The organism is Candidatus Beckwithbacteria bacterium (assembly GCA_012797845.1).
Taxonomy (GTDB): domain Bacteria; phylum Patescibacteriota; class Microgenomatia; order UBA1400; family UBA1449; genus JAAZOH01.
The window spans coordinates 1-16,575 of sequence record JAAZOH010000019.1 but is presented as its reverse complement, the minus strand read 5'-3'; the positions used below and the strand labels follow the sequence as shown (position 1 = coordinate 16,575).

The 16,575-nt window shown below is 38.7% G+C and carries 15 protein-coding genes; 10 read left to right on the top strand and 5 right to left on the bottom strand.

Translation table 11 applies throughout. The features are described 5' to 3' along the window. Positions 1 to 69: 69 nt before the first annotated feature. From gyrA to GYA49_02630, 5 genes are all read right to left on the bottom strand, one after another. The gene (gyrA, locus tag GYA49_02650; protein NMC35922.1) at positions 70 to 2,697 is read right to left on the bottom strand and encodes a DNA gyrase subunit A; all 2,628 of its coding nucleotides are present in this window, start codon (positions 2,695 to 2,697) and stop codon (positions 70 to 72) included. A 33-nt stretch (positions 2,698 to 2,730) separates the two neighbouring features. Then, positions 2,731 to 3,237 (bottom strand): inorganic diphosphatase, encoded by a 507-nt coding sequence (locus tag GYA49_02645; protein NMC35921.1) that lies wholly within the window; start codon positions 3,235 to 3,237, stop codon positions 2,731 to 2,733. A gap of 14 nt (positions 3,238 to 3,251) precedes the next feature. After that, the gene (locus GYA49_02640) at positions 3,252 to 5,279 is read right to left on the bottom strand and encodes a sodium-translocating pyrophosphatase (protein NMC35920.1); all 2,028 of its coding nucleotides are present in this window, start codon (positions 5,277 to 5,279) and stop codon (positions 3,252 to 3,254) included. Between the two features lie 377 nt (positions 5,280 to 5,656). Further along, positions 5,657 to 7,624: a type IIA DNA topoisomerase subunit B gene (locus GYA49_02635; protein ID NMC35919.1), complete on the bottom strand. Its 1,968-nt coding sequence runs from the start codon at positions 7,622 to 7,624 to the stop codon at positions 5,657 to 5,659. A 139-nt stretch (positions 7,625 to 7,763) separates the two neighbouring features. Then, positions 7,764 to 8,486 carry a hypothetical protein gene (locus GYA49_02630; GenBank protein ID NMC35918.1) on the bottom strand — a complete coding sequence of 241 codons (723 nt, stop codon included), beginning with the start codon at positions 8,484 to 8,486 and terminating at the stop codon, positions 7,764 to 7,766. Between the two features lie 125 nt (positions 8,487 to 8,611). Here GYA49_02630 and GYA49_02625 point away from each other — a divergent pair, with 125 nt between their 5' ends. From GYA49_02625 to GYA49_02580, 10 genes are all read left to right on the top strand, one after another. Further along, positions 8,612 to 10,321: a type II/IV secretion system protein gene (locus GYA49_02625; GenBank protein ID NMC35917.1), complete on the top strand. Its 1,710-nt coding sequence runs from the start codon at positions 8,612 to 8,614 to the stop codon at positions 10,319 to 10,321. A 35-nt stretch (positions 10,322 to 10,356) separates the two neighbouring features. After that, positions 10,357 to 11,427, top strand: coding sequence for a type IV pilus twitching motility protein PilT (locus GYA49_02620; protein ID NMC35916.1), 1,071 nt, complete (start codon positions 10,357 to 10,359; stop codon positions 11,425 to 11,427). A gap of 2 nt (positions 11,428 to 11,429) precedes the next feature. After that, positions 11,430 to 12,632 (top strand): type II secretion system F family protein, encoded by a 1,203-nt coding sequence (locus GYA49_02615; protein ID NMC35915.1) that lies wholly within the window; start codon positions 11,430 to 11,432, stop codon positions 12,630 to 12,632. 68 nt (positions 12,633 to 12,700) lie between these two features. Continuing rightward, positions 12,701 to 13,309 carry a type II secretion system protein gene (locus tag GYA49_02610; GenBank protein ID NMC35914.1) on the top strand — a complete coding sequence of 203 codons (609 nt, stop codon included), beginning with the start codon at positions 12,701 to 12,703 and terminating at the stop codon, positions 13,307 to 13,309. Positions 13,310 to 13,430: 121 nt separating this feature from the next. Further along, positions 13,431 to 14,243 carry a prepilin peptidase gene (locus GYA49_02605; protein ID NMC35913.1) on the top strand — a complete coding sequence of 271 codons (813 nt, stop codon included), beginning with the start codon at positions 13,431 to 13,433 and terminating at the stop codon, positions 14,241 to 14,243. Beyond that, positions 14,230 to 14,652: a type II secretion system protein gene (locus GYA49_02600; protein ID NMC35912.1), complete on the top strand. Its 423-nt coding sequence runs from the start codon at positions 14,230 to 14,232 to the stop codon at positions 14,650 to 14,652. The genes GYA49_02605 and GYA49_02600 overlap by 14 nt, the downstream gene beginning before the upstream one ends. Positions 14,653 to 14,660: 8 nt before the next feature. Continuing rightward, on the top strand, positions 14,661 to 15,074 hold the full coding sequence (locus tag GYA49_02595; protein ID NMC35911.1) for a prepilin-type N-terminal cleavage/methylation domain-containing protein: 414 nt from the start codon (positions 14,661 to 14,663) through the stop codon (positions 15,072 to 15,074). Positions 15,075 to 15,088: 14 nt separating this feature from the next. Then, entirely contained in the window at positions 15,089 to 15,595 is a 507-nt protein-coding gene (locus GYA49_02590; GenBank protein ID NMC35910.1) for a type II secretion system protein, read from the top strand. Further along, entirely contained in the window at positions 15,585 to 15,977 is a 393-nt protein-coding gene (locus GYA49_02585) for a hypothetical protein (GenBank protein NMC35909.1), read from the top strand. Before GYA49_02590 ends, GYA49_02585 begins: the two co-directional genes overlap by 11 nt. A 3-nt stretch (positions 15,978 to 15,980) precedes the next feature. Beyond that, positions 15,981 to 16,523: a type II secretion system protein gene (locus GYA49_02580; GenBank protein ID NMC35908.1), complete on the top strand. Its 543-nt coding sequence runs from the start codon at positions 15,981 to 15,983 to the stop codon at positions 16,521 to 16,523. The last annotated feature ends 52 nt before the right edge of the window (positions 16,524 to 16,575 follow it).

Genomic DNA, 16,575 nt, shown 5'->3' with positions numbered 1-16,575 from the left:
GAATAATTTTTATTTTGATATAAATCTAATTGGGATTATAAAACTGGAAGTCAAGTTGCGCAATTTATTCTACTCTTCGCTCTCTTCTTCACCGATACAAGTCATGGCGGCCACGCTATCGCCTTCTTTGTTAAACCTCATGAGGATAATGCCTTGAGTATTGCGACCCAGTTGCTTAATATTGCGCAGTGGCAACTTGATCATTTGGGCTTTTTTAGTAGTAATCATCAGCTGAGAAATTTCTGGAGTGACTAACTCAGCTGAGACAATATTACCAGTTTTAGCATTAAGCTTAGCCACTTTGACACCTACTCCAGCACGTTTGTGCAATGGGAATAAATGGACCGGAGTACGTTTGCCAATCCCCCGCTCGGTGACAACCATAAGGTCTCTAAAGTATTTTTTGCGACCATCATCGGGTCTGTTCTCTTTAGACGGGAAAGTTTCCATAGTAACCACATAATCATCAGGTTTGATATTAATGCCCTTAACACCTTTGGTAGCTCGACCCATAGGACGGACATCCTTTTCATTAAAGCGAATGGCTTTACCTCTGTGGGTGACGATAAAAACCTGATCATCACCAGAAGTAGTTTTGACAGAAATTAGCTGATCGCCTTGATCCAATTTGATACTAGTCAAACCGTTGACTTTAATTTTGACATATTTATCTAAAGTGGTTTTTTTGATCAAACCCTGTTTAGTAGCCATGACCAAAAACCCTCCAGTTTTAGTCAAATCAGGAATGGCAATGATAGACTTAACCGTTTCCCCACTATCAATATTGATCAAATTAACGACAGCTTGGCCTTTGCTTTGGCGGCTACCTTCGGGTAAATCGTAGGCTTTGAGATGGAAAACTTTGCCTTTGTTGGTAAAGAATAAAACATCATCATGATTGTTGGCAGTTAATAAGAAAGCCATCTCATCTTCAGCTTTGGTAGCCATGGAAGAAACGCCTTTGCCGCCGCGGCGCTGAGAACGGAAAGTATCGCGGGGAATCCGTTTTACGTAGCCACTCTTAGTTACCGTAATTAAAATTGGAGCATTGGGTACTAAATCCTCTTCAGAAATAGTAGTTAGAGCGCCATGAATTTTGGTCCGCCTGGGGCTTTTATATTTTTCTTTAAGTCCATCCAGTTCGGCAATAATGACCTCTAAAATTTGTTTGGGGTTTTGTAAAAGTAAGGTTAGTTTATCAATCGTTTCTTTAATGGCTTTGTACTCATCTTCAATTTTTTGCCGTTCAAGTGCTGAAAGCCGGCGCAGCTGCATATCTAAAATAGCTTCTGATTGGATTTGGGTCAGGCCAAAGCGGGACATCAAATTAGCCCGAGCGGTATCACTGTCTTTGGATTCGCGAATAGTTTTGATAACGGCATCAAGGTTATCTAGAGCAATTTTTAAACCTTCTAAAATATGGGCTCGGAGTTTAGCAGCCCGCAGCTCATACTGACTGCGGCGAACAACCACTAGTTGACGATGTTTGATATATTCAGTCAGCATCATTTTCAAATTACACAACTGAGGTGTGCCATCGACCAAGGCCACCATATTAGCCGGGAAACTGGTTTGTAGCTCAGTATGTTTGAAAAGATTATTGAGAACCGATTTGGGCCGACTGCCTTTTTTGAGCTCAATCACGACATGCATGCCTTTGCGGTCAGATTCATCCCGAATATCAGAAATGCCAATAATCTTTTTATCTTTAACCAGCTGGGCAATTTTCATGATCAGTTTGGCTTTGTTGACCAAATATGGAATTTCGGTAATGACGATCCTAGATTTATCCTTAACTTCAGTGATATCAGTAGTAGCCCTCATCAAAATCCTGCCTTTACCAGAAAGGTAAACTTCGCGGATGTCTTTGGGATTATAAATATTAGCCCCGGTTGGAAAATCAGGACCTTTGATATGGCCCATTAACTCTTCAATAGTAACTTCAGAAACAAAACCGCCAGTGAGTTGATCTGGCTCAGTAGTTTCGATAGTTTTGGGATCAGCTTGAGTTGGAGTGGTTTGGGATTTAGCAACCAAGGTTTTAATTGCATCAACCACCTCTTCCAAGTTGTGTGGTGGAATTTTAGTAGCCATCCCGACCGCAATCCCTTCAGAACCGATCAAAAGCAAATTTGGCAATTTGGCTGGTAAAACCGAAGGCTCTTGTTGAGACCCATCAAAATTGTCGACAAAATCAACCGTTTCCTTATCAAGATCTTCCAATAGCTCATCTGCAATTTTGGCCAGTTTGGCTTCGGTGTACCGCATGGCAGCAGCACTATCACCATCAACTGAGCCAAAGTTACCCTGACCATCGACTAAGGGATAGCGCATGGAAAAATCCTGAGCTAGTCTCACTAACGTTTGGTATACAGCTTGATCGCCATGAGGGTGATATTTACCCAAAACTTCTCCTACAATTCTGGCAGACTTTTTGTATGCAGCTTTAGAGGTCAGACCCATATCGCGCATGGCAAACAAGATCCGGCGGTGTACTGGTTTTAAACCATCGCGAACATCCGGCAAAGCTCTGGCCACGATAACAGACATGGCATAATCTAGATAGGATTTTTCCATCTCCTGTGTAATCGAGGTTGGGAAAATTTTGCCATACTCAGTATCTTTAACCACGTTTTTTTGCAAAGCCTGATTTGGCTCCCCATTTGTTTCTACTGGTTTATTGGTATCTTCTGCCATGTTTTTTTCTTTACAAATTTATGTCGTTTAATATTAAATTATTTGTTTAAAACGATCTTGACTATTTTTAAGCTCTTTTAAGGCTTCTATTTTATTAGCAAAACGCTTGATCTTGACCCATTTACCTTTTTCCAAATCTTTATAGTGAGCAAAGAAATGCTCAATTCGATGTAAACGATGTCTAGGAACATCAGATAATTTGGTCCAAGGCCCAAACTCAGCATCAATACTGCGAGTAGCCGGAACACAAATTAGTTTACAATCTCCACCCTTTTCATCTTCCATAGCCAACATACCAATGACTTCAGCCTTGATCCAGGTGCCTGGAGCCACTGGTTCGGAAGTTAAAACTAAGGCATCAAGAGCATCACCATCTTGGCCAAGTGTATGTTCTACTAAACCATAGTTTTCCGGATAAGCCATGGGAGTTGGTAAAAACCGATCCACATAGATCCTGCCAGTTTTTTCATCCAATTCATACTTAACTGAAGAGCTGGATGAAATTTCGATGATAATATCAACTATGGTTTTTTTTGCCATACAGTCCTCAATTTTTACATGCCAAAAGTAGTAACAACTAAAGAGGCAATCAGCAAAGCCACAATCTGAATGATTTTCATCATAGGATTAAGAGCTGGTCCAGAGGTGTCTTTTAAAGGATCACCAACGGTGTCACCAACCACAGCGGCTTTGTGAGCTTCACTGCCTTTACCGCCAAAAAAGCCATCCTCAATGTATTTTTTGGCATTATCCCAAGCTCCACCAGTATTACAGCTGTACAGAGCAACCATAAGACCAGAGGCAATAGCCCCGCCTAAAAAGCCACCTAATGCTTCAGCACCTAGAAGGCCTGCGAAAACCGGAGCAGTAATTACAATAGTGGCTGGTAAAACTAGCTCTTTTTGAGCAGCAGCGGTCACGATTTCCACGGCCTTAGAATAATCGGGAGTAGCTTTACCCTGCATAATACCTTTAATTTCTTTAAATTGACGGCGCACTTCTTTAATAACTTCGTAAGCTGCAACTCCAACTGATTTCATTAGCCTTGAGCTAAATAAGAATGGCAAAGCAGCACCGAATAAGACACCGACAAAAACTTTAGGATTAGCCATATCAATTGAACTTAATCCAGTTTCTTCAAAATAAGTTGCAAACAGTGAACTAGCAGCAATGACAGCCGAACCAACGGCAAAACCTTTGGTCAAGGCTTTGGTAGTGTTACCAACAGCGTCAAGACCATTGGTTACCTTGGCAGCTTTTTCAGACAGTCCTGCCATTTCACACATACCCTGAGCATTATCGGCAATAGGTCCGAAGGTATCTAAAGCCATAATAATACCGGTTGTTGCCAGCATACCCATCCCGACTAAAGAAACTCCATAAAAACCTAGCAAGCTATAGCCAACCAAAATACCGGCAATCATGACCAAGGTTGAGGCAAAAGTTGATTCCATACCAAAAGACATGCCAGTAATAAGATTGGTACCTGCGCCGGTTTCTGAAGCCTTAGCAATTTCCACTACTGGTTTTTCACCTGGTCCGGTGTAGTATTTTGTAATAAACAGTAAGGCTAGCATACCTACGATCCCAGCTACGGCTGCATACCCAGCTTTGACTTCCTCAAGCAAATAAATTGCCAAACCCATAAAGATAACTACAGAGGAAATTGCTGAAACCACGAAACCTCTAATTAAAGGCAAAATAGCATTGGTCTCACCTTCTCTAGCTTTAACAAAAAATGAACCCAAAATTGAAGTCAAAATAGCAGCAGCTCTAGCTAGTAGTGGAAAAACCACACCTTTTAAACCAAACATTTGACCGCCCAAGATCATGGCAGCTACTACCGTTAGTTCATATGATTCAAAGACATCAGCGGCCATACCAGCGCAGTCACCGACGTTATCGCCAACATTATCAGCAATTACGGCTGGATTACGCGGATCATCTTCAGGAATACCTTTTTCAACTTTACCAACCAAATCAGCACCAACATCAGCAGCTTTGGTAAAAATACCGCCGCCTACCCGCATAAACAGTGCAATCAAAGCAGCGCCAAACCCATAGCCAACCAAAACATCAGTAGCATGTTTGGCTACAGCTTCATCGCCAACCAAGTGATAACTAAAGTAAGACCACATGTAGATTAAGGAAACACCCATTAGACCCAAACCAACGACCAACATTCCGTTGACTGCTCCAGCTCCAAAAGCAACTTTTAAAGCAGGGTTAAGACCTTTTAAAGCCGAGTTGGCAGTGCGAACATTAGCATGAACTGCCACCCACATACCAAGATAACCAATAACAGCACTTGAAACTGCCCCCAATAAAAAGGTAATGGCAATATGGGAACCCATGGCAAAAAATAGCAGGATTGCCAAAACAATCATAAAAGGAATAATGACACTAAATTGTCGTTTAAGATAAGCCATAGCACCTTCACGGACAGCTTTAGCAATATCTTGTAATTTTTTTGAGCCTTCCTGCTCCTGCATTACTTGCCTGGTTAAGTAATACCCATAGGCTAAAGCGATGATGGCTGTAGCCGGAGCAACAAAAAGCGCTACTAATTGGATATTCATCATATGAAATCTCCTTTGTTTTATTCCCGCAGGCTTGGGAATGTATTTTTAATAATTATTTCTAAACTAAACTTGGCTATTATAAATAGAACTTTGTAAAAGTTCTAGCTTTATAAAGCATACGTCAATTTCTTTTGGCCGCAAAAGAAATTGACAAAAGAAAACTCTCGCTTAAATTAAAAAATGTTCAGGAAACAGTTTTTTTCATTTATGTCATCGAACTTGCCTTCTCAGAAAGGCAGCAAACATTGCGATGACATGTTGTATGAATTCAAAAAACAGTTTCTTGACTATTTTTTAAAAAAGCGATTATAAAACAAAAAATTTTATAATTTAGCTTTTGCAATTCTTAAAAGAGCAATCAATAAAACATTTATTTGTTAAATATCTAAAGTTGCCATTTTGGCATGTGTTTGGATAAACCGTTTTCTCGGTGGTACTTCATCACCCATCAACATAGTAAAAACCTGATCAGCCCGTTCTCCATCTTCAACGCTTACTTGTTTAAGTAATCTGGTTTTGGGATTCATGGTTGTTTCCCAAAGTTGTTCTGGGTTCATTTCGCCCAAACCTTTGTATCTTTGTAAATTTATTTTAGTAGCACTCCCCTTCTCTTGTTTGATTTTTTGAATACATTCATCTTTTTCCGGATCAGAATAAGCATATTTTATATCTTTGCCAGTTTGGATTTTATACAGTGGCGGTAGAGCGATATATAAATATCCTTTAGCTACGATCTCTGGTAAGTGACGGTAAAAAAAGGTTAAAAGTAAAGTCGCAATATGTTCACCATCCACATCAGCATCACACATAATCACAATACGATGATAGCGGGCTTTAATTACATCAACTGTTTCGCCAATGCCCATACCTAAAGCAATAATCAAAGCTTTGAGCTCTTCAAACTCTACAATTTTATCAAGCCTGGCTCGTTCAGTATTTAAAATTTTCCCACCCAAAGGCAAAATAGCTTGGTTAAACCGGTCTCGACCCTGTTTAGCACTACCGCCAGCACTATCTCCTTCAACGATGAAAAGTTCTGATTGAGCCGGATCTTTGCTTTGACAGTCAGCCAATTTACCTGGCAAAGTCATGCCTTCCAAAATCCCTTTGCGAACGACCGCATCTCGAGCGGCCCGAGCGGCCATACGGGCTTTAGCAGCCAGTTCAATTTTGCCAATAATTTTTTTAGCTTCTTGAGGATGTTCTTCAAAATAAACATCAAGCTGCTCTTTAAAGACTGAATACACAGCCTGCTGAGCTTCACTATTATTAAGTTTAGTTTTGGTTTGAGATTCAAACTGAATATTAGCGGCTGGCATTTTGACAAAAACTACAGCAGTTAAACCTTCTTTAATATCATCGCCGGTGAGTTCACTTTTACCATCTTTACCATTCATCTCGTTCTGTTTCATATAGTCTTTGATTGACCGCGTTAAAGCCATACGAAATCCGGCCACATGAGTCCCACCATCGGGAGTATTAATTACATTGGTAAAAGCCTGAATATTCTCATTAAAACTGTCGGTGTATTGCATAGCTATTTCTACGCCAATAGGAAACTTATCCTCGACATGGCCTTTAGCATAAATGACTTCATGAATTTCTTTTTTATTTCTATTTAAAAAACGCACCAAAGATTTGATGCCACCTTCGAAATAAAAATGAGCTTCCTCGCCACTACGTAAATCAAAAAGATGGATTCTAATTCCAGCCATTAAATAAGCCCGTTCACGGAGCATATTTTTAATTTTTTTATAAGAAAATTCAGTAGTTGAAAAAATAGAACTATCAGGTTTAAAAGCAGTAGTAGTACCACCTTGCAAAAATGGCACATAAGTTTGGGATAAGGACTCTTTAATTTGAGTATCGCTTAATGTTTTAACACTGTCTTTGGGTTTACCAATCGAATATTCCTGGAAATAAATTTGGTTATCTCGTCGGACTTCAACTCTAGTGTAAATAGATAACGCATTAACAGCCGAAGAACCAATTCCGTGCAAACCACCAGAAGCTTGGTAAGCCCTACTATCAAACTTACCTCCAGCATGGAGTTTGGTCATAGTAACTTCTAAGGCGGAAATACCTAATTTGGGATGAATATCAACCGGAATACCGCGGCCATCATCAGAAACTACCATGCTACCGTCTTTTAAAATATGCACATACACATTACTGGCAAAACCAGCAATAGCCTCATCAAGAGAGTTGTCGACAATTTCAGAGAGCAAATGATGCAAACCTCGCTCATCAGTGGAGCCAATATACATGCCCGGTCGTTTGCGGACTGGTTCTAAACCTTCCAGAACTTGGATATTTTCAGCGGTATAGCTTTGTGAAGCGTTCATATTCTTTAATAAGACAATAAAGAACAAAGTCCCACAATGGGGCTTTTGTTTCTCTTTAATATATCCCTTAGTATATCAAATTTATCAGACTTTTGGGTCTGAAATTAGACCTCAAAATCTAACGCAAGAAGGATACAATTTAAAACCCTTCCAAGTCAAGCTCCTCCTGGTCCCAAGCAATCATAAGTTGGTCTAGAACCAGTTTTATATTCACATTACCGGCTATATCTTGCTGACCCTTAATTAGATTTTTAAGCAATACGGTAAGATTGATTGGTGAGTCAGAGGAGTTTTGTTGTAGTTGCCAACGCAGCGTATATATAGTGCTAGCTAACCATTGCTGGGCTGAATTTCGATCTTTACTATAGTTATTAATAACACTTAATCTTTGGCCAATAGTTTGTTTATGAAGACTAATAAGTTCTTGCCAAATAGTTTCAAAATCTAAGTCTTGCTTCCCTGTTTTACCAGCAATTAAAACCTGGCAACGAGATTGAATAGTTGCAAGCAGTTGCTGATGATTACTGGTTAATAAAAAAAATAGTGTATCTTCTCCGGGTTCTTCCAGAATTTTTAACAAGGCGTTTTGAGAAGCTGTAGTCATAGTTTGGGCTTGGTCAATAATACATAGCTGTTTGGGTAGCTCAAATGGTTTTTTATTGACTATTTGAGGTAATTGTCGAATAATTTCAATCTTAATCGAAGCCTTTTGAGTAGTGGTTTTAGTATTGATTTCGGGTTTAACCCAGGTAATGTCAGGATGGGTTTCTAGCTGATCTGGAGTGATAGCAATACCTGCTAATGCAATTATTTTGGTTTTAGCTTGTGAAAGTGGGAAGCCACTGAGTAGATAACTATGCATATTTATTTTTGTATTATGCCACAACATGTAGAAAACATGTTGACGAGACATTCATTTAAAAGGATAATGATTTTAAGATAGACCACTTCTGATGGTGGTTTGTTGATGAAAAAACTATTCTGCCCATGGATACTAGTAATAAAACCCTAGCTGATATCTTACTTGCTAAGCAAGTTCTAACTCAAACCAACTACGATTTTATCAAAACCGAAGAAGTTAATACTGGCAAAGATCAGGAAGAAATCATTCGTGACCGCAATTTAGCTTCTGAGAAAGAATTAGTCGAAGCTAAGGCAGCTATTAACAATATCCCTTTTATTGACATTACCCAAATCGGGAGTAATCCTCAGGCTATGACTTTGGTACCCCAAAGTGTGGCTCAGCGTTTTATAGTCTTCCCCTACTCTTTTGATCCAGCTGAAAAAAAACTAGAAGTGGTTATGGAAAATCCACTGGACGTGACAGCAATAGACTTTTTAGAGCGTAAGTCGCAATGTAAAGTAGCGCCGGCTTTTGGAGTAGCTAAGGATATTAAACAAGTAATTAGCGAACGTTATTCCCAAGGATTATCTTCTCAAATTGATGCAGCTGTCAAAGAAGCTGCTCAAAGTAATACTCGGGTAGTTGATGAAAATACAATTAAGGATGTTATTCAGGAGGCACCAATTGCCAAGATTGTAACTACTCTTTTAAGCTTTGCTATGAAATCTCAAGCTTCGGATATTCATATTGAGCCGATGGAAGATAAAACCAGAGTGCGATATCGGTTGGATGGGATTTTGCACGAAAAATTAGTACTGCCTAAAAATGTGCATGATGCCGTCATCTCTCGGATCAAGATTTTAGCCAGAATGAAAATTGACGAAAAACGAATCCCTCAGGATGGCCGTTTTTCTTTTCGCAGCGATGATCAAGAAGTTGATTTGCGGGTATCATCCCTACCAACAGCTCATGGAGAAAAAATCGTAATGCGGCTTTTGAAAAAAGGCGGTAATGTGCCTGATTTACCAGATTTGGGTTTACGTGGTCGGGCTTTAAAGAATTTTCAAGAAGCTATTCAAATTCCTCATGGAGTTATCTTGGTTACTGGTCCAACTGGTTCAGGAAAAACGACTACACTCTACTCGGCTCTTTATAAAATTAATACGCCCAAAGTCAATATTATTACCTTGGAAGATCCAATTGAGTATGAGATGCCAGGTATCAATCAGGTTCAAATTAACCCAGTAGCTGGTCTGACTTTTGCTTCGGGATTACGGTCTATTTTGCGACAAGACCCCAATATTGTGATGGTCGGCGAAATCAGGGACACCGAAACAGCTGAGCTAGCAATTCAAGCTTCTCTTACGGGTCACCTAGTCTTTTCTACGCTGCATACCAATTCAGCTGCTGGAGCCTTGCCTCGTTTAATTGACATGGAAGTAGAACCTTTCCTATTGGCTTCAGCAGTCAATTGTATTGCTGGTCAACGGGTGGTGCGAAAAATTTGCCCAAGTTGTAAAGAAGCATATAGTCCACCCAAGGAAGTTATAGATGGACTGCGTAAAAAATTAGGACCACTTTTTGATCGTTATGATACTCCGGATTTTAAATTATACAGAGGAAGACGTTGTCAAGCTTGTAATGATACTGGCTATGCAGGAAGAATCGGAATTTATGAGGTCTTGCAGGTAACTGAAAAGATTAGCGCCTTAACAATTGCTCATAAACCAACTTCAGAAATTGAAAAAGCTGCTATTGAAAATGGCATGATTACCATGGAAATCGACGGCTATCTAAAAGCTATAGAAGGTGTTACTACTCTAGAAGAAGTAATGCGAGTAGCACAAACCTAAAATAAACCGTATTATTAAATTATATTTATTTATCTATGCAAACTATACGAGAACTTCTCCAGCTTACTGTCCAAAAAAACGCTTCTGATCTTCATTTAATCAATGATTCTAAGCCCATGTTGCGAATTGATGGAGAGTTACGAGCTATTGAGGATGCGCCAACACTCACGCCTGAACTTTTGAAAACCCTAGTTTCTTCAATGTTGACCGAAGTTCAAAAAGAATTTTTAAAACAAAATAAAGAAATTGACTTTTCCATAAGCTTAGGTGACCTAGCACGTTTTAGGGTCAATGCCTATGTTCAGCGTAATAGTTTTGCTGCGGCACTGCGTTTAATTCCTACCAAAATTCGTAGTTTTGATGAGTTGCAATTGCCTAATATTTTTCACAACTTAACCTCTCTAAAATCAGGCATGATTTTGGTGACTGGCCCGACTGGCCATGGTAAATCCTCAACATTGGCAGCTATGATCAATGAAATCAATTCGACCAGAGCCGATCATATTGTGACTATCGAGGACCCAATTGAGTATATGTATAGCAATAAAAAATCAATTATTTCTCAACGTGAACTTGGGCAAGATACGCACTCTTGGAAAATTGCCTTGCGCAGCGTGCTTCGGGAAGATCCAGATGTAGTTTTAATTGGGGAAATGCGGGACTATGAAACTATTGCTTCGGCTTTAACTATTGCTGAAACAGGCCATTTGGTTTTTGCGACGCTGCATACTAACTCGGCTTCACAAACAATTGACCGTATTGTTGATGTCTTTCCCGCTCACCAACAAAACCAAATTAGAATGCAACTGGCTAATACATTGGAAGCAGTGGTTTCACAACGACTTTTACCAGCATTAACTGGTGGACGTATTCCGGTAGTAGAAGTTTTACTGGGAACTACAGCAGTAAAAACTAATATCCGTGAGGGCAAAACTCACTTAATCGACAATATTATTCAAACTTCACAAGAGTCAGGTATGATTCCCCTCGAAGGCTATATGGCTGACTTAATTGGTCGGGGTAAGTTAGATATTCAAGTTGCGAAACAGTGGAGTTTGCGACCACAAGAACTAATGCGGCACCTAAAAGGTGACAGTGAAAAATAATTATGAAAGTATTTTTATATCAGGCAGTTAAAGAAGATGGCGAACGGCTTCAGGGAGTAGTTGAAGCCAGAACTAAACAGCAAGCTGTCGATATTTTGCGTGGTAAACGCCTACTTATTACCAGTCTTGAAGATCAGGAAAGCAAAATGCAATATCAGCTGAGCATGCGCCTTTCTCATGTGAGCCAAACCGATATTATTCATTTTACTCGTCAATTTGCCTCGATGATTGATGCCGGTTTGCCAATGACAAGTGCGCTGCAACTTTTACAGAAAAAAACTAAGCCAGCTATGTCTAAAGTTATTTCAGATGTCAGCGCAGGGATTGAAGGTGGGCAAACACTGTATAAATCTATGCAGTCTCACCCCGAAGTTTTTACCCCACTCTACTTATCGCTTGTTAAAGCTGGAGAAATGGCAGGAGTCTTGGGTGAGGTTTTAACCAGACTGGCTGAAAGCATGGAAAATCAACGGGAATTTACGTCAAAAGTGAAATCTTCCATGATGTATCCGGCTATTGTGACACTAGCTATGATTGGGGTGGGAATTATTATGGTCTTTTTTGTGATGCCTAAAATGAGTTCTTTGTATGAAGAGTTTGATGCTGATCTACCTATTATGACTTCTATTGTATTGGGAGTTTCTGAATTTATTAGAGTTAAGTGGTACTTCTTTTTGATTATTATTGCTAGTTTGGTGGCTGGAGCAGTTTGGTGGCTGAAGAGTCCTGAAGGTAAAAAACAATTTGATCAAGTTACTTTAAAAATTCCGTATATTGGGGAATTGTTGGACAAAGTTATTTCTACCACAGTAATTAGTACTTTAGCGCTACTAATTAAATCCGGAGTATCAATTGTTGATTCTTTAGGGGTGGTGAGTCAAATTTCCAGTAACTCGGTCTATCGGAACGGTATTGAAAAAGCCACAACTACAGTTGAAAAAGGCATGACCTTATCAAGTAGCTTTGCCAGAGAAGCTTTTTTCCCTGACGCAGTAATTCAAATGATGTCAGTCGGTGAAGAAACCGGCCGACTAGATGAAATGCTGGACCGGATTGCTTCACAGTATGAAAAAGATTCGCTTTTGGCTTTGAAAGCTTTAACCAGCGCTATTGAACCGGCTATGATTGTAATACTTGGAATTGGAGTGGGAGTAATGGTTATTTCGATTATTGTGCCAATTTACAACTTGACATCACAGTTTTAATTGAGGCACTATAGTAGTAATAAGTTCTTGCCATTTTAGGAATAATAAGCCTAATGGTTTAAAAGTATATGAAATACAAGTCTTCCCGAGGTTTTACTCTAGTTGAGTTATTAATCGTTATCACTATCATTGGTATTTTGGCTGTGGCAGTATTGGCGGCTATTAATCCTATTGAACAGATGAATAAAGCCAAAGATAGCGGATATCAACAAACCGTTGCTGATGTTATAAATGCTGTACAGAGAAATGAATTAACAACAGAACAATATCCATGGGGAGCAGCTGGAACTGCTGTTACCAATATGTATCGTCATGATACTACTGATGTGACTACTACTGGCTATGTTGCTAATTTAGTAACAGCAGGAGAATTAAAAACTAGTATATCTAATAAAGTTCCTGCCAGTGATTTATATATTGGAGCTTATGATGGAAGTAGTGGCTTTTGGGGATGTTATTTACCAGCATCAAAATCAGCACGAGCTGGCTTCACAGCAGCTGGTGTTCAATATAATGGTTTTGACTATAAAACAATGACCGGCTGTGATAATGGTACTGGTATTTGTACTGCTTTAACGAATCCTACAGCTGGTACTAACTGTACTGCTAGTTCTGCAGAATGGAGTATTACTGGAGATAGTGGTGTTAAATGTATGCTTTGTGCTCAAACAGATTAGTTTTGAAAGAATCAAATTAAAATAAAACCCAGCTTCGGCTGGGTTTTTTGTTGGCGAAACTCTGATTTTCTGTTAATCTAAATACTAGAGATTTTAAGTTTATTAAGAAATTTTATATTTTATGTTGGTTTACTTACTACTTTTTATTTTTGGATTAATCATTGGAAGCTTTTTAAATGTAGTAGTTTATCGGGAAACTCATGAAAGCAAAGGTAAAAAAACAGGATTAAAAGCTTGGATACCAGAATGGGCCATTGGCCGGTCGTGTTGCCCAAAATGCAAAAAAGAAATCAAGTGGTATGACAACATTCCCCTACTCTCTTATTTGCTACTTAAAGGCAAATGCCGGTTTTGTAAACAACATATTTCTTCAAGCTATCCCTTAGTTGAGTTGGTAGTTGGCTTGGAGTTTGTTTGGGTTTATTGGCTACTGGGACGTTTTGCCTTTTTTCAGCAGATGGAAGGCTTTTTTAGCTTTGTGGTTTTAGGGTTTTGGCTCTTTATTTTCTCAATCAGTTTGGCTTTAGCAATTATTGATATACGATTGGGAATTTTACCTGACTCTCTAATTATTAGCGGTACAATTGTGGCAGTTGGCCGGCTTTTTATTACTGGTCGTTGGGAATTTTTACTATCAGGATTAGGTTTAATGGGCTTTTTTCTATTTTTATATCTGATTACTCAGGGAAAAGGAATTGGTTTTGGAGATGTAAAACTAGCTTTTTTTATTGGAGTGGTTTTAGGTTGGTGGCAATGGGTCTTAGTAGCTATGTTTATTGCTTTCTTGACCGGAGCAATCATGGGTGTCATACTGATTGCAATGGGCAAAAAAAACATGAAATCAGCAATCCCTTTTGGCCCATTTTTACTTGGAGGCATGTTGCTTGCCAAACTATTTGGTGAGTATATATGGCTATCTTATGTTGGCATCTAAAAAAGGTTTTACCTTAATTGAGTTATTAGTAGTAATTACCATTTTATCAATTTTAGCTATGGTGGGAATGAGTTCATTTCGCAAATCTTTAGATCGAGGTAGTGATGGAAAGACCATTTCTGAAATTAAAGAGATTCAAAAAGCTTTAGAAACCTATTATTCAGTAAATAATTCCTATCCAGCATCAACAGCCGAATTAATAACAGAGTTGGATACAGCAGATTATTTTCCATCAGGTGTTCCTAAAAAAGAATTTAATGATAGTGACTATACTTATGTTTACAATGGTGGAGATTATTTATTGTGTGGAAGCTTAAAAGCAGGTGGTGGTAATTATGGTGGTGACAGCGCAACTGGTTTCTTGGATGATAATAGTGGGGATATGTTTTGTGTAGTAAATTTACAATAAATCACCGTATGAAAACAAACAAACGAGGTTTTACTTTAATAGAGCTGATGGTAGTAATTACTATCATCGCTATTTTATCGGCAGTGGGCATGAGCAGCTATAAAACTGTTTCTAAAAAATCCCGTGATTCCAGACGTAAAGCTGATCTAGAGCAAATCAGAGGAGCTTTGGAATTGTACCGGGCTGATGAAGGAGAATACCCGGTGAGTTTGCCAGATTGTGGAGATCCTTTAGCAAGTGGCACAACGACCTACATGGAGCAAATTCCTTGTGATCCAACTGAAAGAACTGATTATGGTTATAATCAAGATGATACATTTCGTTATACCCTACTTACTTGCTTAGAACAAGAAGATGCTTTGGGAGATTGTGGATCTTTGAGTTGTACAGAAGGTAATGCATATTGTATTCATAATCCTTAGAAACTTCTTTTACTATGAAACTGTCCAATTCTCAAGGTTTTACCCTGATCGAATTACTTGTAGTGATGACCATTATGGGACTGATGATGGGGGTTGGTATGATGGCGTATGGTCGGATCCAGGAAGACCAAAATCTCAAAAAATCATATAAAGATGCTTTGATTGCTTTAACTGAAGCGCAGCAAAATGCATTTTTAGGCAAAAAAGACATTTGTACTGCGGATGAAGTTTTAGTAAGTTATATCTTTTCTTTCGTTGATGGTACGGGTGGTTACCAAATCAATGCAATTTGTTCGGATGGAAAAACTCCACCAACTATCACTAGTAGTCCTACAACAAAAACCGGAACTTTAAGTAAAGGAACAATTTTTAAAGCTATATCTGGTACGACAGTCGAATTTGAATCAGTAACTAGAGAATTAACTTCAGGGACTAGTTTTACTTTTTCTATCGAAAATAGCTCTGGGGCAAGAGTAGTTGAAATTACTCAATTCGGAGATATTAGAGAAGATGGTAAATAAACAGCGTGGTCAAACCATTATCGAACTTTTGATTGCTATTACTGTAATTACTATGGTGTTTATTACTTTGGCTTTAATGTCAACCAAATCAGTCCAAATGTCTGATTTAGCCCAAAACAGACAAAGTGCCACATATTTGGCTAAAAAAGAAATTGAATTAGTTCGAAAAATGAAAAATACTCAAACTTGGGAACAATTTACAACATCAATTGGTAATAACAATTATGCAAGCACAGAAAATAAAATAGATTTTACTATTGATAGGGCTGTTAATGTAGATCCGAGCGATAATGAAAAATATGAAGTTGTAGTTACAGTTATGTGGGACGATGTCAAGGGCTCTCATGAAGTTAAAGAAACAACTTTTATTACTAAATGGTAGTTTATGAACAAAAACTCAGGTTTTACTTTGGTGGAAATGCTGGTAGTAATTGCTACCTTTGCACTGATTATGGGAGCCACAGTTAATGTTTTGGCCTCGATAGTACGCAATAATGCTAAAGCCAAGACAATTACGAATCTTAAAAAAGAAGGTGGGAATGCGATCTCTATTGTGCAGCGAAAATTGCAGGTAGCAAGTCAAATTACTCCAGATAGTGCCTGCGGTGATCCAGTGGTTTCTGGCACATCTCTTACCTTTTCAATTTTAAATGAAAATAAAGAGCGAGAAGCATATGTGCTGGAATGTGATGAACAGGATATTGTTAATGATGGTGATACAGATAATACCAATATAGAGCTTACAACCCCTGCTAATATGACTACACTTGTTAATCCCAATTTTGACTTCACATTGTCTAATTGTTCCATTTCGTGCTATAAAAGTAGTATAGACCGTTATACGGTTGATTTTAGTTTTGATCTCACTGCTCCTACTGGAGAAAAAGATACTTTTTCTACTAGTGTGGTTTTGAGAAACTATCAATAATGAAACAAAATCTCAAAAACCAAGGCCAAGTGGTTTTAATGGTAGTTTTAAC

Bases quoted from the DNA above. Each gene is read 5' to 3' on its own strand.
- gyrA (NMC35922.1), bottom strand. From the start codon at position 2,697: ATGGCAGAAGATACCAATAAACCAGTAGAAACAAATGGGGAGCCAAAT.
- GYA49_02645 (NMC35921.1), bottom strand. From the start codon at position 3,237: ATGGCAAAAAAAACCATAGTTGATATTATCATCGAAATTTCATCCAGC.
- GYA49_02640 (NMC35920.1), bottom strand. From the start codon at position 5,279: ATGATGAATATCCAATTAGTAGCGCTTTTTGTTGCTCCGGCTACAGCC.
- GYA49_02635 (NMC35919.1), bottom strand. From the start codon at position 7,624: ATGAACGCTTCACAAAGCTATACCGCTGAAAATATCCAAGTTCTGGAA.
- GYA49_02630 (NMC35918.1), bottom strand. From the start codon at position 8,486: ATGCATAGTTATCTACTCAGTGGCTTCCCACTTTCACAAGCTAAAACC.
- GYA49_02625 (NMC35917.1), top strand. From the start codon at position 8,612: ATGGATACTAGTAATAAAACCCTAGCTGATATCTTACTTGCTAAGCAA.
- GYA49_02620 (NMC35916.1), top strand. From the start codon at position 10,357: ATGCAAACTATACGAGAACTTCTCCAGCTTACTGTCCAAAAAAACGCT.
- GYA49_02615 (NMC35915.1), top strand. From the start codon at position 11,430: ATGAAAGTATTTTTATATCAGGCAGTTAAAGAAGATGGCGAACGGCTT.
- GYA49_02610 (NMC35914.1), top strand. From the start codon at position 12,701: ATGAAATACAAGTCTTCCCGAGGTTTTACTCTAGTTGAGTTATTAATC.
- GYA49_02605 (NMC35913.1), top strand. From the start codon at position 13,431: ATGTTGGTTTACTTACTACTTTTTATTTTTGGATTAATCATTGGAAGC.
- GYA49_02600 (NMC35912.1), top strand. From the start codon at position 14,230: ATGTTGGCATCTAAAAAAGGTTTTACCTTAATTGAGTTATTAGTAGTA.
- GYA49_02595 (NMC35911.1), top strand. From the start codon at position 14,661: ATGAAAACAAACAAACGAGGTTTTACTTTAATAGAGCTGATGGTAGTA.
- GYA49_02590 (NMC35910.1), top strand. From the start codon at position 15,089: ATGAAACTGTCCAATTCTCAAGGTTTTACCCTGATCGAATTACTTGTA.
- GYA49_02585 (NMC35909.1), top strand. From the start codon at position 15,585: ATGGTAAATAAACAGCGTGGTCAAACCATTATCGAACTTTTGATTGCT.
- GYA49_02580 (NMC35908.1), top strand. From the start codon at position 15,981: ATGAACAAAAACTCAGGTTTTACTTTGGTGGAAATGCTGGTAGTAATT.